The 13,452-nt window shown below is 61.7% G+C and carries 16 protein-coding genes and 1 tRNA gene; 10 read left to right on the top strand and 7 right to left on the bottom strand.

Annotated features, from left to right (window positions below; all coding sequences use genetic code 11):
- A complete protein-coding gene (locus tag N1937_RS23260; RefSeq protein ID WP_170257524.1) occupies positions 1–567 on the bottom strand; it encodes a helix-turn-helix domain-containing protein in 567 nt (188 codons plus the stop codon).
- 138 nt (positions 568–705) lie between these two features.
- Here N1937_RS23260 and tenA point away from each other — a divergent pair, with 138 nt between their 5' ends.
- The 4 genes from tenA (at position 706) to N1937_RS23240 (ending at position 3,899) form a co-directional block, all read left to right on the top strand.
- Positions 706–1,407, top strand: a complete 702-nt coding sequence (gene tenA / locus N1937_RS23255) for a thiaminase II (RefSeq protein ID WP_260057075.1) — start codon at positions 706–708, stop codon at positions 1,405–1,407.
- 72 nt (positions 1,408–1,479) lie between these two features.
- Complete coding sequence (gene lepA / locus N1937_RS23250; protein ID WP_017966575.1) at positions 1,480–3,312, top strand: translation elongation factor 4; 1,833 nt, start codon at positions 1,480–1,482, stop codon at positions 3,310–3,312.
- A 57-nt stretch (positions 3,313–3,369) separates the two neighbouring features.
- Complete coding sequence (locus tag N1937_RS23245; RefSeq protein WP_017966574.1) at positions 3,370–3,600, top strand: type II toxin-antitoxin system CcdA family antitoxin; 231 nt, start codon at positions 3,370–3,372, stop codon at positions 3,598–3,600.
- Entirely contained in the window at positions 3,600–3,899 is a 300-nt protein-coding gene (locus N1937_RS23240) for a CcdB family protein (protein ID WP_170262514.1), read from the top strand. Before N1937_RS23245 ends, N1937_RS23240 begins: the two co-directional genes overlap by 1 nt.
- A gap of 3 nt (positions 3,900–3,902) precedes the next feature.
- On the opposite strand, the gene N1937_RS23235 is transcribed toward N1937_RS23240, so the two are convergent.
- The 3 genes from N1937_RS23235 to N1937_RS23225 form a co-directional block, all read right to left on the bottom strand.
- Entirely contained in the window at positions 3,903–4,355 is a 453-nt protein-coding gene (locus tag N1937_RS23235; protein ID WP_222280107.1) for a GFA family protein, read from the bottom strand.
- Positions 4,356–4,546: 191 nt separating this feature from the next.
- Positions 4,547–5,095 carry a sugar O-acetyltransferase gene (locus tag N1937_RS23230; protein WP_017966571.1) on the bottom strand — a complete coding sequence of 183 codons (549 nt, stop codon included), beginning with the start codon at positions 5,093–5,095 and terminating at the stop codon, positions 4,547–4,549.
- Between the two features lie 11 nt (positions 5,096–5,106).
- The gene (locus N1937_RS23225; RefSeq protein WP_170277249.1) at positions 5,107–5,883 is read right to left on the bottom strand and encodes a type 1 glutamine amidotransferase; all 777 of its coding nucleotides are present in this window, start codon (positions 5,881–5,883) and stop codon (positions 5,107–5,109) included.
- A gap of 89 nt (positions 5,884–5,972) precedes the next feature.
- Here N1937_RS23225 and N1937_RS23220 point away from each other — a divergent pair, with 89 nt between their 5' ends.
- A complete protein-coding gene (locus N1937_RS23220) occupies positions 5,973–6,266 on the top strand; it encodes a SelT/SelW/SelH family protein (protein WP_017966569.1) in 294 nt (97 codons plus the stop codon).
- Positions 6,267–6,275: 9 nt separating this feature from the next.
- Here N1937_RS23220 and N1937_RS23215 read toward each other — a convergent pair whose 3' ends face one another.
- Positions 6,276–6,695, bottom strand: a complete 420-nt coding sequence (locus tag N1937_RS23215) for a BA14K family protein (protein WP_170262511.1) — start codon at positions 6,693–6,695, stop codon at positions 6,276–6,278.
- 168 nt (positions 6,696–6,863) lie between these two features.
- On the opposite strand from N1937_RS23215, the gene N1937_RS23210 reads away from it, so the two are divergent.
- Both N1937_RS23210 and N1937_RS31440 read left to right on the top strand, forming a co-directional pair.
- Positions 6,864–6,950, top strand: a tRNA-Leu gene (locus N1937_RS23210).
- Positions 6,951–7,188: 238 nt separating this feature from the next.
- Entirely contained in the window at positions 7,189–7,473 is a 285-nt protein-coding gene (locus N1937_RS31440; RefSeq protein ID WP_311202826.1) for a poly(hydroxyalkanoate) granule-associated protein, read from the top strand.
- A gap of 312 nt (positions 7,474–7,785) precedes the next feature.
- Here N1937_RS31440 and N1937_RS23205 read toward each other — a convergent pair whose 3' ends face one another.
- Positions 7,786–8,118, bottom strand: a complete 333-nt coding sequence (locus N1937_RS23205) for a hypothetical protein (RefSeq protein WP_170277248.1) — start codon at positions 8,116–8,118, stop codon at positions 7,786–7,788.
- Between the two features lie 59 nt (positions 8,119–8,177).
- Positions 8,178–9,791, bottom strand: coding sequence for a GumC family protein (locus N1937_RS23200; protein ID WP_260057074.1), 1,614 nt, complete (start codon positions 9,789–9,791; stop codon positions 8,178–8,180).
- A 135-nt stretch (positions 9,792–9,926) separates the two neighbouring features.
- Between N1937_RS23200 and N1937_RS23195 the strand changes: the two genes are divergently transcribed.
- The 3 genes from N1937_RS23195 to N1937_RS23185 are packed head-to-tail and all read left to right on the top strand — an operon-like array spanning position 9,927 to position 13,334.
- Entirely contained in the window at positions 9,927–10,976 is a 1,050-nt protein-coding gene (locus N1937_RS23195) for a glycoside hydrolase family 5 protein (protein ID WP_170257511.1), read from the top strand.
- A gap of 2 nt (positions 10,977–10,978) precedes the next feature.
- Positions 10,979–12,271 (top strand): hypothetical protein, encoded by a 1,293-nt coding sequence (locus N1937_RS23190; RefSeq protein WP_170257510.1) that lies wholly within the window; start codon positions 10,979–10,981, stop codon positions 12,269–12,271.
- A 46-nt stretch (positions 12,272–12,317) separates the two neighbouring features.
- Positions 12,318–13,334, top strand: coding sequence for an acyltransferase family protein (locus N1937_RS23185; RefSeq protein WP_260057073.1), 1,017 nt, complete (start codon positions 12,318–12,320; stop codon positions 13,332–13,334).
- Positions 13,335–13,452 lie beyond the last annotated feature (118 nt).

Here is a 13,452-nt window from a genome sequence, read left to right as displayed (position 1 = left end):
CTATCGGGCGCCGCGATCGAGGACGACGCAATAGCGTGCCGGCGCGTTGCCCGGATTGTGGAAGACGTGACCCTCGCCGACCGGCATGAAGAGGCAATCGCCCGGGCGCAGCCGGTAGACGGTCTCGCCCGCCGTCATCTCCAGCTCGCCGTCGAACAGCCAGATATGCTGCGTCATGCCATGGGCGCTCGCATGCGGGGGGAAGCTGACGCGGGCACCGGCCGGGAATTCGACCTCGACGATATCGACATCGGAAGCCGTGCCCGGGGGTGAAACAGACCGCCTGAGATAACCGGTCTCCGGATCGCGCCAGACCTGCTGTTCCTGCCTCCGGGCGAGCGGCGAGGCCTGCCCCTCTTCCGCAAAGAAGGCCGACAGCGACAGGCCGAGCGCGGCGCAGATCCTTGCCAGCAGCGAGGCGGTCGGGCTCGCCTCCGCCCGCTCGATGCGCGAGATCATCGCCCGGCTGACGCCGGAGGCGGCAGCAAGATCATCGAGCGTCAGAGCCTTTTCCTGCCGCAGCGTGCGGATGCGGATGCCGATCGCCTGTTCGAGTTCCGGTTCCATTTTCAGGTCTCATGATTCCACTATAAGAGAAATACATTATCCGATGATGGAATCAAGTGCCTATGAAAAGCGGTCAAACGCGCCTTGCTTTCGCCGCTGCGCCGTCCATATATGGCGGCGTAGTCCGAGGAGAGAGCAATGGACGCCAGCACGCAGAGCACGGAACTGACGGGAAGCTTCACGGCTGTCGCCTGGGACAGGATCGCGCCGATCATGGCCGAGATCGAGGCCTTGCCGCTGCTGCAGCGCCTTTCGGACGGCACATTGCCGCCGGAGGTTTTCCGGCACTATATCCTGCAGGATGCGCTCTACCTGAAGCACTATGCGCGATGCCTTGCGATCGTCGCGGCCAAGGCGCCCGACAATGCACAGGTCCTGCGCTTCCTCGGTTCGGCACAGAAGGCAATCACCGTCGAGCAGGGCCTGCATGCAGGCTTCCTCACCCAATTCGGCATCACATCTGAGGACGTCACATCAGCCGAACCCTCGCCTGCCGGCTTTGCCTATACGAACTTCCTGCTCGCCACCGCCTATCACAGCTCCTACGCGGTGGCGCTGTCCTCGATCCTTCCCTGCTTCTGGATCTACTGGCATGTCGGCGAAGCGATCAAGAACCGGCCTGTTATCGAGGGCAATGCCTTCCAGGCCTGGATCAACACCTATGGCGATCCGCAATTTGCCGCCGGTGCCCGCGAAGTGATCGCGTTGACCGACATCGCCGCCCGCGCCGCATCGCCGGTTGAGCGGGCTCAAATGACCGATGTCTTCGTGCGCGCCTCGCAATATGAATGGATGTTCTGGGATTCGGCCTGGCGGCAGGAGACGTGGCCGGTCCGATAGGGCTCGGCACAGGACGTCATAGCGTAAACAGCGGGATAATTACCGCTTTGCGGCAGGGGGCGGCGCTGCTATATGGCGCGCATGAGCACCAATTCCACCACTCCGCTGTCCCATATCCGCAACTTTTCGATCGTGGCCCATATCGACCACGGCAAATCGACGCTGGCCGACCGGCTGATCCAGACGACGGGCGGCCTTGCCGAGCGCGAAATGTCCGAGCAGGTGCTCGACAACATGGATATCGAGCGCGAGCGCGGCATCACCATCAAGGCGCAGACCGTGCGCCTGCACTACCAGGCCAATAACGGCGAGAAATACATTCTCAACCTGATCGACACGCCCGGCCACGTCGACTTCGCCTATGAAGTCTCGCGGTCGCTGTCGGCCTGCGAGGGTTCGCTGCTTGTCGTCGACGCTAGCCAAGGCGTCGAAGCGCAGACGCTCGCCAACGTCTATCAGGCCATCGACAACAACCACGAGATCGTCACCGTCCTCAACAAGATCGACCTGCCGGCGGCCGAACCCGACCGCATCAAGGAACAGATCGAGGAAGTGATCGGCATCGATGCATCGGAAGCGGTGCTGATTTCGGCAAAGACCGGCCTCGGCATTCCCGACGTGCTGGAGGCGATCGTCCACAAGCTGCCGGCGCCGAAGAGCCCCGGCGGCGAGAAGGCGCCGCTGAAGGCGCTGCTCGTCGACAGCTGGTACGACGCCTATCTCGGCGTCATGGTTCTGGTGCGCGTCATCGACGGCGTGCTGACCAAGGGCCAGACGGTGCGGATGATGGGCACCGATGCGAAATACCAGGTGGAGCGCGTCGGCGTGCTGACGCCGAAGATGGTGAATATCGACAGCCTCGGCCCCGGCGAGATCGGCTTCATCACCGCCTCGATCAAGGAAGTGGCCGATACCCGCGTCGGCGATACAATCACCGAAGACAAGCGGCCGACGGCCCAGGCGCTGCCGGGCTTCAAGCCGGCCCAGCCGGTGGTGTTCTGCGGCCTCTTCCCGGTCGACGCCGCCGATTTCGAGGATCTGCGCGCCGCCATGGGCAAGCTTCGCCTCAACGACGCCTCCTTCTCCTTCGAAATGGAATCGTCCGCCGCTCTCGGCTTCGGTTTCCGCTGCGGTTTCCTCGGGCTGCTGCATCTCGAAATCATCCAGGAACGGCTGGAGCGCGAGTTCGACCTCGACCTCATCGCTACCGCGCCCTCGGTCGTCTACAAGATGTACATGACCGACGGCACGGAGCGCGAGCTGCACAACCCGGCCGACATGCCCGATGTCGTCAAGATCTCGGAAATCCACGAGCCGTGGATCCGCGCGACGATCCTGACGCCCGACGACTATCTCGGCGGCATCCTGAAGCTCTGCCAGGACCGGCGCGGCATCCAGATCGAACTTACCTATGTCGGCACGCGCGCAATGCTGACCTACGACCTGCCGCTCAACGAAGTCGTTTTCGATTTCTACGACCGGCTGAAGTCGATCTCGAAGGGCTATGCCTCCTTCGACTACACGCTGACCGACCATCGCGAGGGCAACCTCGTGAAGATGTCGATCCTCGTCAACGGCGAGCCGGTCGACGCGCTGTCGATGATGGTGCACCGGACGGCTGCCGAAAAGCGCGGCCGCGACATGTGCGAGAAGCTCAAGGAGCTGATCCCGAAGCACATGTTCAAGATCCCGATCCAGGCGGCGATCGGCGGCAACGTCATAGCCCGCGAGACGATTTCGGCGCTACGCAAGGACGTGACCGCGAAATGCTACGGCGGCGACGCCACCCGGAAGCGCAAGCTGCTCGACAAGCAGAAGGCCGGCAAGAAGCGCATGCGCCAGTTCGGCAAGGTGGAAATTCCCCAGGAAGCCTTCATCGCAGCGTTGAAGATGGGCGACGAATAACGCTTTTCAATGGCATTTTATGCGCATATAATGTGCGCATAAATTGAGGAGGTCGTTATGGCTCAGCAGACGAGAAAAGCAGCGAACCTGTCTCTTGACGAAGGCCTCGTCTCTCAGGCGCGCGAGCTCCAGATCAATATATCCCGTGCGGCGGAGGACGGCATCGCAAAGGCCATAAAGGCGGAGCGAGAGCGGCTTTGGCGCATCGAGAACGCTGAGGCTATTGCCGCTTCCAATGCCTATGTCGAAAAGCACGGTCTGCCGTTTCAGAAATATCGACAGTTCTGATGGCTCGGTTTCATGTTTATAATCTCACGCATACCGACGCGCTCGCCCTCGATCTGCAGTCCGACTTGCTTGGTGAATTGACAACGCGGACCATGGCGCCGATGCTTCCATTGGAAGCTCTTCCCAAAATCATGCGTCAGCTCAATCCACAATTCGTGATCAATGACCTGCCCTATGTAATGGCTACCCAATTCACCGGCGCAATTTCCGTAAAGGAGATTGGAGGCGTGGTGGCGGATCTTACCGCCGACAGCGATCGCATTATCGCTGCCGTCGACTTTCTCTTCCAGGGTTTCTAAGCCTCATCCCCTGCCCATATATTCCTTCACCAGCCCCTCATAGGCATCCATCTCAGGCAGCGCCTCGTAGCTATACACCGCCCCGGTCTCGGCAAATGACAGCTTCTCGCTCGTCCAGGTCTCGATGAAGGGCGTGAACCAGCTGGGGTCGTCGAGCATGGTCGCGCGCAGATTGACGAACCAGTCCATGCCTTCCGGCCGAGTGAACATCCAGCTCATGCAATGCGGGCAGAAATAATGCTTCGTGGCGCCGTGCAGGCCGCCGATCACCGGCTCGCCTTGCGTCACCTCGAAGCCTTCGCTGGGGATGGCCGCACTCAGCGAATAGGCGCTCGATGTCATCTTCTGGCACCCCGTGCAATGGCAGGCCATGGTGAGTAGCGGCGGGGCGCTGATTTTCAATCGCACCCGGCCGCAACGGCAGCCGCCTTCCATCGGTAAATTCAGTTCGCTCATGATTCCCTCCCGTTTTGCCCTCTCATCTAGCGGAATGATCGCTGCTGTCGAGATGGCAAGATCATCGCGGAACGGCGGCTTTGCCGGCGTTAGAGCATTTCCGTTTTTCTCCGAATCCCGGAAATATTCTATCTCTTTGTTTTCACGCAATTCCGGACGCAAAACCGCTACGCACTTTTGCTGGAATTGCTCTAGCGGATGCGGGCTGGATTGCCGACCACGGTTGCGCCGGCCGGCACATCCCTCGTCACCACCGCACCGGCCCCGACGATCGCACCGTCGCCGATGGTGATGCCGCCGAGGATGATGGCGCTGCCGCCGATCCAGACATCGCCGCCGATCGTGACCGGCCGGGCAATCTCGATGCCGGTGCTGCGAAGTGCCGGCTCCTTGTGATGCTCGGCGCAATAGATCTGCACGCCGGGGCCGAACATGCTGCGGTCGCCGATCGTCACGCGGCCGGAATCGAGGATGGTGCAGCCTGCATTGAAATAGACGCGTTCGCCGAGAACAATATTGATGCCGTAGGAGCAGTGAAACGGTGCTTCGATGAAGATATCAGGCGCAGCCTGCGCAAAGAGCGCCCTCAGGGCTGGCGCGACCGCACCGCGCTCATCCGGCGGCAACGTATTGTGCGCGTGGACGGCTGAGCGCGCCTGCCGGCGCAGGAGGTCGAGCTCATCATCAAGGCAGCAATACCATTCGCCGGCCGCCATCTTTTCGCGTTCGCTGGCCGGCATCGGATCGCCTCTCACGCCGAGGCCCGCGACAGCATTTCGACCTCTTGCTGCTCGATCAGGCTGACCCAGGCACGCGCGATGGCAAGGCCTGCAGCATCGGCAGCTCCGGCATGTCTTGCCGCCAGTTCGGCATGGTTCTCCAGCCAGCCCGGCGCAATGCGCTCGATCGTATCGGGGAATTCGGCCTTCCACTGCGCGACGACCGCTGCATTGGCCTCGAAATGGAACTGGGTGCCATAGACGGCGCGACCGATGCGGAAGGCCTGGTTTTCGGCGACGGGGCTCGAGGCGAGACGGACTGCGCCCTCGGGCAGGGAAAACGTGTCGGCATGCCATTCGAAGATGGTGAATTCGCCGCCTAGCGCCAATAGCAGCGGATCGGCCCGGCCCTCGGCGGTGACGCCGATCCCGTGCCAGCCGAATTCACATGCAGCACCCAACAGATTGTCGGCGCCATAGGCGCGGGCGAGGATCTGGCTGCCGAGGCAGATGCCGAGCACCGCCTTGCCGGCATCGCCGAAGCGGCGCGTGAGCCGGACGAGTTCCGGCAGGTAGGAGTGGATTTCGTCATCCAGCGCGCTCTGCTCGCCGCCGAGAACGACCAGCGCGTCATGGCCGGATACATCTTTCGGCAGGATGCCGTCCTGCCAGACCCGGAACCACTCGATCTCCGCTCCCGCCTCGTCAAGGGCTGCAGCAAGCGCGCCGAGGCCAGTATTCCGCATATTTTCAATGACTGCCACGCGCATAGGCTCTTCCTGGTATGACCGACCGCAGGAAGAGACCATGCGGAAGAGCGGCGCGCAAGACGCTTATGTAAGGCGATTGCACCGGCGCGCGACAGGGCTTAAATCTCGGCAAACGAAAGGACATCGCCATGACCGAGAAAGCCCGCGTCACGATCCTCTACTGCACCCAGTGCAACTGGCTGCTGCGCGCCAGCTGGATGGCGCAGGAGCTGCTGCATACTTTTTCCGACAGTCTTGGCGAAGTGGCGCTGATTCCCGCCACCGGCGGCAATTTCGAGATCCGCGTCAATGGCGATCTGATCTGGGAGCGCAAGCGCGACGGCGGTTTTCCCGGGCCGAGGGAGCTGAAACAGCGGGTCCGCGACATCGTCGAGCCCGGTCGCGATCTCGGCCATGTCGACCGCGCCTCGCTCGAAAGTTGACCGCGCGGCTCAGCGGTAGGGCGATCGGCAGGTCTTGTAGATGCCCTCATAGGTGAGGAAACGATCCGTCCGCGGATTGTAGGAGCGGTACTCGTTGCTGCACCAGGCGGCATGGCTGTTCATGTCGCGCGGCTTCGGCTGCACCCTTTGCACCGGCGGCGGATCATAGGTCAGCTGCGGCGGCCCGGCAGCGCCCGGCCGGTAATAGGTCGGCCCCGCGCCGCGCGGACGATAGTTCGGCTGGACATAGGCGGGGCGATGCCATTGCTGCGGCCCGAAACCGAAGCAGCCGCGAAAATCGCAGAGCGTCGATCCCGTATTGAGCGGCCCGATGCCCGGCTTGCCCAGCTTCAGCGAATCGGCCCCGGCGATAGCGGGTGACAAAACGGCCAAGAGACCGGCGAGCAGAAGCGTGCGGGGAGCAAGCATGAGGCATTCCTTTCGGTATTTCCTCTATATAGGGCGTGCCCACGGGAGCGCTATGCCCACCCTTCGGCGCTCCCTTGCATGTGATCGGCTGCTTTTTCGCCAACTGTCAGAAAAACTTCAAAAACCCAGTTGACAGTCAGGGGCCACCCCCTTACATCGCTCTCCGTCGCCCAGATGGCGGAATTGGTAGACGCGCCAGCTTCAGGTGCTGGTACCCGAAAGGGTGTGGAGGTTCGAGTCCTCTTCTGGGCACCATTCCATTCTTGATCGCTACCAAGATCAAGGAGTTAAGCCTTTCCAACGAAAGTTGCGCAGGTGCCTTGTAGCAAGGGCCAGTCATAATGCGCGCAAAGGCTTGTTCGCTCGGTAGCTCCCAAGAACTCTCCGAAGTCCTCATTTCTGGACGCTTATTCCCGCCCCTCTTGATAGCTGGCCTGCATTGACTCACCCATCTCCAAATGCGAACGTAAAGAGAACGCAATGGAGTCTTGCAATGATCCGATTCGCCCCATCCGCAGCCAGCAAACCCGAGCCGTCAAAGGCACGCGAGGTGTCGGCCACCGAGCCGGCCATTGAAATGCCTCGCCCCAAGCCGGTCATTGAGCTAGCCGCTGGGGCGCCTGCGGCCGGCCTGCTGCTGCCCAGCTCAGAGGCAGGCGAGCTCGGCTCCGATACTCTGCCGAAGACCACCAAACCACTACGCCGTGCGGCAACAAAACGTAAGCCTAAGGTCGCCGAGGCAGACGACACTCCACTCCAGCTCAGTCTGGAGGCTTAGCCGCAACCATCCGGCCAAGGTATGCCTGGGAACTCCCACCATAATCCATACAGCACTTCGGAATCCCCAAATTGGTTGCGGGATTGAAATCATTGGATGTTCCTCCATGACGACAGCCCGCGAAAGGCGTCGAATGTCGGAATCCCGAAGCGGAGGTATTTCGGGATTCCGAAGTGAGGTTTTTTCTTCGCGCCGCCGCGCCGGGCCTTTGCCCGTTGTCTGTGCCGTCAGCCGCTGGAGTCTAGCACAACAGCACGGCGTTGCAGCAGTCGGCCTGAGCGGGCGTCATCTGACGGCGTCGACCCGAAGCGTTTACCGCACCGGCTGATAGTGGCCGCGGAGCGGAACTTTGCCACCCGTGGTAATCAAGCCGTCGCGTTCGCAGACATAGATCAGCGTCGGCATGCCGCCGGAACGGAAGATTTCGTCATAACGGCGGCGGATCTGCACGGTTTCGGTGCGGCAGTTGTAAGATTCCTCCTCTTTCTTGTCCGGCTGCGCCTTGACGCCGGGAAGACCCTTGTAGGGATAGAGAGGCTGAACGCCCGAATCGACGGATTTCGTCCAGTCGACGGCAAAGGCGAACGCCGGGGCGAGGCTCGACACGGCTACGAGCGATATCAGAAGCATCATCAACAGCCGCATGGGAACTCTCCTGCCGGCAATAACCCGTCCTTCCGATGTAGGAAAACCGACGACCGTCATCAAGCGGCTGCAGCGGGGGACTTCCTAAAATAACTTCTGATGACGGGATGGCTGAAGAGGCCGGCGAGGATCGCAAAACCGGCGCCGACGACGAAACCGGCGAGAAAACCGCCGATGACGCCGGCAATCAATAGAATCGTCTTTCCGGGACCGTCTCCCTTGACCGGCGGCTCGGCCGGCGAAATGACGCGAATGTTACTCTGATTGAAGTTCTGCTCCTCGCTCGTCTGGCTGGAGCGTTTCAGCACCGTCTCGTAGATATCGCGCGCCGCCGTCGCCTTGCGCTGCAATTCGTTCAATTCCACCTGCTTGTCCGACGAACTCGCCTGCAACGCCTTCTGCACGGCAAGCTCCTTGGCGATGCTGTCCTCGGCGGACTTGGCCTGCTCGTATTCGCCCCTTGCCGAGGTGGCGAGACGCTGCAATTCGCCCTTGATTTCGACTGATATGCTCTGCAGCGAGGAGCGGGCCGCCTGCAGGCGCGGATGGCGCGTGCCCATCTGACTTTCGAGGCTGCCGACGGCGGCGGCCTGGGTGGCATATTGCTGACGCAGGCTGACGAGCGGCGAGGTGACGCCGCCCTCCGCCTGGTTGCCGGCGACGATGTCTTCGACGCGGAGATTGGCGACGGCATCGGCGCGCGCCTTCGCCTGGATGGTCTTTTCCTGTGCCGTCACCAGCATCGTGTTCAGCGAGACGAGCCGTTGGTCGGAGATCAGGTTCCCCTCGGTCGCGGCCATGTCGTTGTCGGCGCGGAAGGTTTCGACAGCCTGCTCGGCTTCCAGCACCTTCTGGCGCAGGTCGTTGAGCCGTCCGTCAAGTGTCGACGAGGTGTTTTCGTAGATGCCGTTCGAAGCGCTGTCCTCCTCCTCGGTGAAGGAGGTGACGACCTGGTTGGCAAGCCTTGCGGATTTTTCGGGATCGTTGGTCGTGGCAGCAAGCGAGACGACATAGGTGCTGGCCTCGCGGGTGATCACCAGCGCCTTCTGCAGAGTGCCGATTACGGCAGCGCCATCCGTCCGGCCGCCGGTGAATTCGGGATCCTGGTCGAGCTTCATGGCTTCGGCAACGCGGCGCAGCACATTGCCCGAAGTCAGGATCTGCACCTGACTGTCGATCAGCGCCGAGATCATTTCCGGCGAGGGACCCGAAGATTGCGCGCTGGCATCGGCAAGGCCGATCTGGCGTGGATCGAAATAGAGGCTGCTGACGGCGGTGAATTTCTGGGCGATGCGCGGCGCCACCGCCCCGCCAGCCACAGCTCCGAGAAGGCCCAGCCCCAGCACGACCAACCGCCGGCTCCAGATCGCGGCGATACTGGAGCGGAGGTCGAGAAGCGGGGCGGCAGGTGCCGACGCTGCATTCGACGGCGCGTCGACGACAGGCTGTCTTGCAGGCTGAGGGTGAGGCGCCGGACGCTCATATTGGCGGGTTTCCGCAATAGTTGCCTGCAGCGGCAAGGGTGGCGGCGCGGGTTCGGGCGATGGCCGGACGAAATCATCCGGACGGACGACGGGACTGCGCATGCGCACGCCTTCCGGCGCAGTCTGAGACGGCTCAAAACTGCGCCAGCCAGGGAGCCGGCTTACCCTGTTCCTGTCATACTGGTTCATACGCGCACTCGTGTCCCGCCCAGCGTGAAAGACTGAAGCCGAGGTGCTGATACTTTAGAAATTCTTAGCTAACGGACCGTTAAAATAACGTCAGCGACGCCGATGTTGCGATTTGCCGCGATAACGAGGATGGCCATGAGGACGATACGACATCTGACAGCGCTGCTGCTTGCGGCCGCTCTGATCCCGTCGCCGGCCTTTGCGACTGATGCACCTTGCTATCGCGGCGTCAATTTGTCCGGCGGCGAATATGGCGAGCGCGGCGGCATCTACGGCACCAACTACACCTATCCGAGCGAAGACACGATCGGCTATTTCGCCGAAAAGGGCATGACGATCATCCGGCTGCCCTTCCGCTGGGAACGCCTGCAGCCCGCACTCGGCGGGCGGCTCGACGAGGACGAGCTCAAGCGGCTCAAGGATACCGTTGGCCTGATCCGCAAGCACGGCATGGCAGTTCTGCTCGACCCGCATAATTTCGGCTATTACGACAAGACCCAGGTCGGCACGGCGCCGGCGACGGATGCCGCCTTCGGGGATTTCTGGGCAAGGCTTGCCGTCGAATTCGCCAATCAGGACGGCCTTCTCTTCGGCCTGATGAACGAACCGCACGACATCAAGGCGACCGACTGGCTGGATGCCGCCAATGCCGCGATTCGCAGCATCCGCGCCGTCGGCGCGCGCAACCTCATCCTGGTGCCGGGTACGGCATGGAGCGGAGCGGGCAGCTGGGAAAAGGATGTGATCGGCGGCGCCAACGGCACGGTGATGCTCGGCGTGCGCGATCCGCTCGACTTCTACGCCTATGAGGTCCACCAGTATCTCGACGCCGATTCCTCCGGAACGCATCCGACCTGCGAAGGTGCAGGCGCCGCGGTCGACGCGATCGCCGGCGTTACCGCCTGGCTGAAACAGAACCACAAGCGCGGCTTTCTCGGCGAATTCGGCGCCTCCACCGACAAGGACTGTATGAGCGGATTGACCGAAATCTACGCCACCATGTCCGGAAATAGCGACGTCTGGCTCGGCTGGTCCTATTGGGCGGCCGGCGAATGGTGGCCGGCGGACGAGCCGTTCAACGTCCAGCCGCGCAAGGGCCCCGAGCGGCCGCAGATGCGGCTTCTTGCCGAGGCGACAAAAGCCGATGCCGGCGCTTGCTCAGCCGTCAAGCCTTCGGGGAAATAAACATGGCGGTCGTCGATCACAGGACAGCGACATTCACTGTAGCCGGCACCGTAGCCGGCAACCGGCTCGGTGCTGCCCGCGAGGCATCGCGCACCGATCATCTGGTGCTGTGGCTCGGCCTGCTCTCCGTGCTCTACAACGGCATTCTCGCCTTCATCAACCACAACATCGTGCCGCTGTCTATGACGCATGTCGCCGCCAGCGAAGGCCTGATCATGGCGAGCGCCATCATCTATATCCTGCACAAGGGGATCTACGAGACCGACCTGCCGGCCTTCCTGTTCCTGCTGTTCACGCTCATCGTGACTATCTATGTCAGCGTGCTCAACCGCATGCTGTTCATCGATCACTTTCGCAACGTGCTGATCATCTTCTGCTTTACCGGGCTCGGCGGCTGGAGCAACGAGAAAACGATGAAGCTCGCCTTTCGCTGGGCAAGCCTTGCCGTCATGATCTTCCTGATCTTCGAGATCGTCAGCGTGCCGTTCTACGTCAGCATCGTCCACCCGTCCGATTATTTCGCCAATACGCGCGGGCTGCTGCCGCTGAGCTACAACACGACGGGCCTCTTTCAGAACGCGCTCGGCTTTCCCGAGCGCTTCTCCTTCGGCATCATCGACCATCGTTCCTCCTCGATCTTCCTCGAGCAGGTGTCGCTCGCCAATTTCTGCGGCGTGATCGCGGTCTACCTGATTTCGATGTGGGACAGACTCGGCCGCTGGGACCGGTTGCTGATGATCGGCACGGCCGTGCTGATCCTGGTGACGAACGACACGCGCACGATGCTGATCTTCTGCTTTGCCTGCATCGTCGGCTACTTCGTCTTTCCGAAGATCCCGAAGAATTTCAATCTGGCGCTGATGCCGCTGATCGTCGCCGCCGGCTTCCTCGTCTACGTGCTGAAACCCAATGCTACCGGCGACAATTTCACCGGCCGCATCAACCTGACGATGAAGAAGATCATGGAGCTCGATCCGCTCGCCATCCTTGGGCTTTCGGTCGACCGGGTGGCCGAATTCGCCGACAGCGGCTATGTCTACCTGATCTACGCGGCGACGATCTTCGGCGTCATCGCCTTATGGCTGTTCGTCTGCCTCTTTCCCGCCGGGCGCACGGCAGCACAGCGGCGCTGCGCCCATTCACTTTCTCTTTTCATTTTTCTGAATATGATGATCGGGGGAACTGCGGTCTTCTCGATGAAGATCGCCGGCCTCCTGTGGTTCGTCGTCGGATATATGCGCTTCCACGACAGCCCGCGCATCCGGCAGGGTCGTCCGGCAGATGTATTGAGTTGACCGCAGCGGCGCCTGTTCGCGCGAGCCCGAGGGAGCAAAACGCCCGATGCTTGTCCAGCTTCAATATCTGCGCGCCATCGCGGCGCTGATGGTCGTCTATTTCCACGCGATATTGCAGCTTGCCAAGGTCAATCCCGCGCTTGACGCCACCGCCTTCGTCTATGGCGAAACCGGCGTCGACATCTTCTTCGTCTTGAGCGGCTTCGTGATGTGGCTGACGACAAGCGGACGCGCCATGAGCCCGGTCGATTTCGCCCGCCGGCGCATCAGGAGGATCGTGCCGCTTTACTGGCTGGCGACGCTGTTTTCGGCGACGGTGGCGCTTGTGGCCCCGTCATTGCTGAAATCGACGGTGTTCGACCTGCCGCATCTCGCAGCCTCGCTGTTCTTCCTGCCATGGAGCAATCCCGCCGATCCCAGCACGATCACGCCGGTGGTCGTTCCGGGCTGGACGCTGAATTACGAAATGTTCTTCTACTTCGTCTTTGCGCTGCTATTGCCGCTTTCGGAAGTTCGGCGCATCCCGGCGATGTTTGCCGTCTTTGCCGTCATCCTGATCGCCTGCCGGCTCCTGCCGGAAACGACTGTGACCCGGTTCTACGGCGAACCGATCATGCTGGAATTCCTCGCCGGTGTCGTGCTCGGCTGGCTCTACGGGCAGAAGATCCTGCTGCCGAGCCGCTGGGCTTGGGCGGCCCTTGCCATGGGCTTTGCCTTTCTCTTCATCAACGAGGCGCTGATGCCGCCGGAAAGCCGGTTCTATGCCTGGGGAATCCCGGCGATCTTCATCGTCTACGGCGCGATCTCCATCGATTTTTCCAGGCTGCCGGTTGTCGGATGGCTGAACTATCTCGGCGACTGCTCCTACAGCATCTATATCACCCACGCCTTCACGCTGGCCTTTCTCAGGGTCGCCGCCGACCGCCTGCCAATCGGCATCCTGCAGCAGCCGGTGCTCTTCGTGATCCTCTCGCTGGTGCTCTCGTCGATCGGCGGCGCGATCATCCATGAGATCACCACGCCGCGCCGCAAGGTTGCGGTGGCGAGCCGGCCGCCGGCCTAAAACGCTCGAAGGCGAGATTACGCATCCAAGCGGCGCTGACGGTACAGTTTTTCGCGCAACTTCTCCTAAGCTTCAGACTGAGCAATGAGAGAACTTGCGCAAAGGTGATGGTTTCTCT

It is taken from the genome of Rhizobium sp. WSM4643 (assembly GCF_025152745.1).
Classification (GTDB): domain Bacteria; phylum Pseudomonadota; class Alphaproteobacteria; order Rhizobiales; family Rhizobiaceae; genus Rhizobium; species Rhizobium leguminosarum_I.
Note: the sequence above shows the minus strand (reverse complement) of the source record. Positions and strands in the feature narration are given on the sequence as shown.

Coding starts and splice junctions, on each gene's coding strand:
- N1937_RS23195 (WP_170257511.1), top strand. CDS start 9,927: ATGAGGACGATACGACATCTGACAGCGCTGCTGCTTGCGGCCGCTCTG.
- N1937_RS23215 (WP_170262511.1), bottom strand. CDS start 6,695: ATGCTTGCTCCCCGCACGCTTCTGCTCGCCGGTCTCTTGGCCGTTTTG.
- N1937_RS23260 (WP_170257524.1), bottom strand. CDS start 567: ATGGAACCGGAACTCGAACAGGCGATCGGCATCCGCATCCGCACGCTG.
- N1937_RS31440 (WP_311202826.1), top strand. CDS start 7,189: ATGATCCGATTCGCCCCATCCGCAGCCAGCAAACCCGAGCCGTCAAAG.
- N1937_RS23230 (WP_017966571.1), bottom strand. CDS start 5,095: ATGCCGGCCAGCGAACGCGAAAAGATGGCGGCCGGCGAATGGTATTGC.
- N1937_RS23200 (WP_260057074.1), bottom strand. CDS start 9,791: ATGAACCAGTATGACAGGAACAGGGTAAGCCGGCTCCCTGGCTGGCGC.
- N1937_RS23245 (WP_017966574.1), top strand. CDS start 3,370: ATGGCTCAGCAGACGAGAAAAGCAGCGAACCTGTCTCTTGACGAAGGC.
- N1937_RS23205 (WP_170277248.1), bottom strand. CDS start 8,118: ATGCGGCTGTTGATGATGCTTCTGATATCGCTCGTAGCCGTGTCGAGC.
- lepA (WP_017966575.1), top strand. CDS start 1,480: ATGGCGCGCATGAGCACCAATTCCACCACTCCGCTGTCCCATATCCGC.
- N1937_RS23190 (WP_170257510.1), top strand. CDS start 10,979: ATGGCGGTCGTCGATCACAGGACAGCGACATTCACTGTAGCCGGCACC.
- tenA (WP_260057075.1), top strand. CDS start 706: ATGGACGCCAGCACGCAGAGCACGGAACTGACGGGAAGCTTCACGGCT.
- N1937_RS23220 (WP_017966569.1), top strand. CDS start 5,973: ATGACCGAGAAAGCCCGCGTCACGATCCTCTACTGCACCCAGTGCAAC.
- N1937_RS23235 (WP_222280107.1), bottom strand. CDS start 4,355: ATGAGCGAACTGAATTTACCGATGGAAGGCGGCTGCCGTTGCGGCCGG.
- N1937_RS23225 (WP_170277249.1), bottom strand. CDS start 5,883: ATGGTCTCTTCCTGCGGTCGGTCATACCAGGAAGAGCCTATGCGCGTG.
- N1937_RS23185 (WP_260057073.1), top strand. CDS start 12,318: ATGCTTGTCCAGCTTCAATATCTGCGCGCCATCGCGGCGCTGATGGTC.
- N1937_RS23240 (WP_170262514.1), top strand. CDS start 3,600: ATGGCTCGGTTTCATGTTTATAATCTCACGCATACCGACGCGCTCGCC.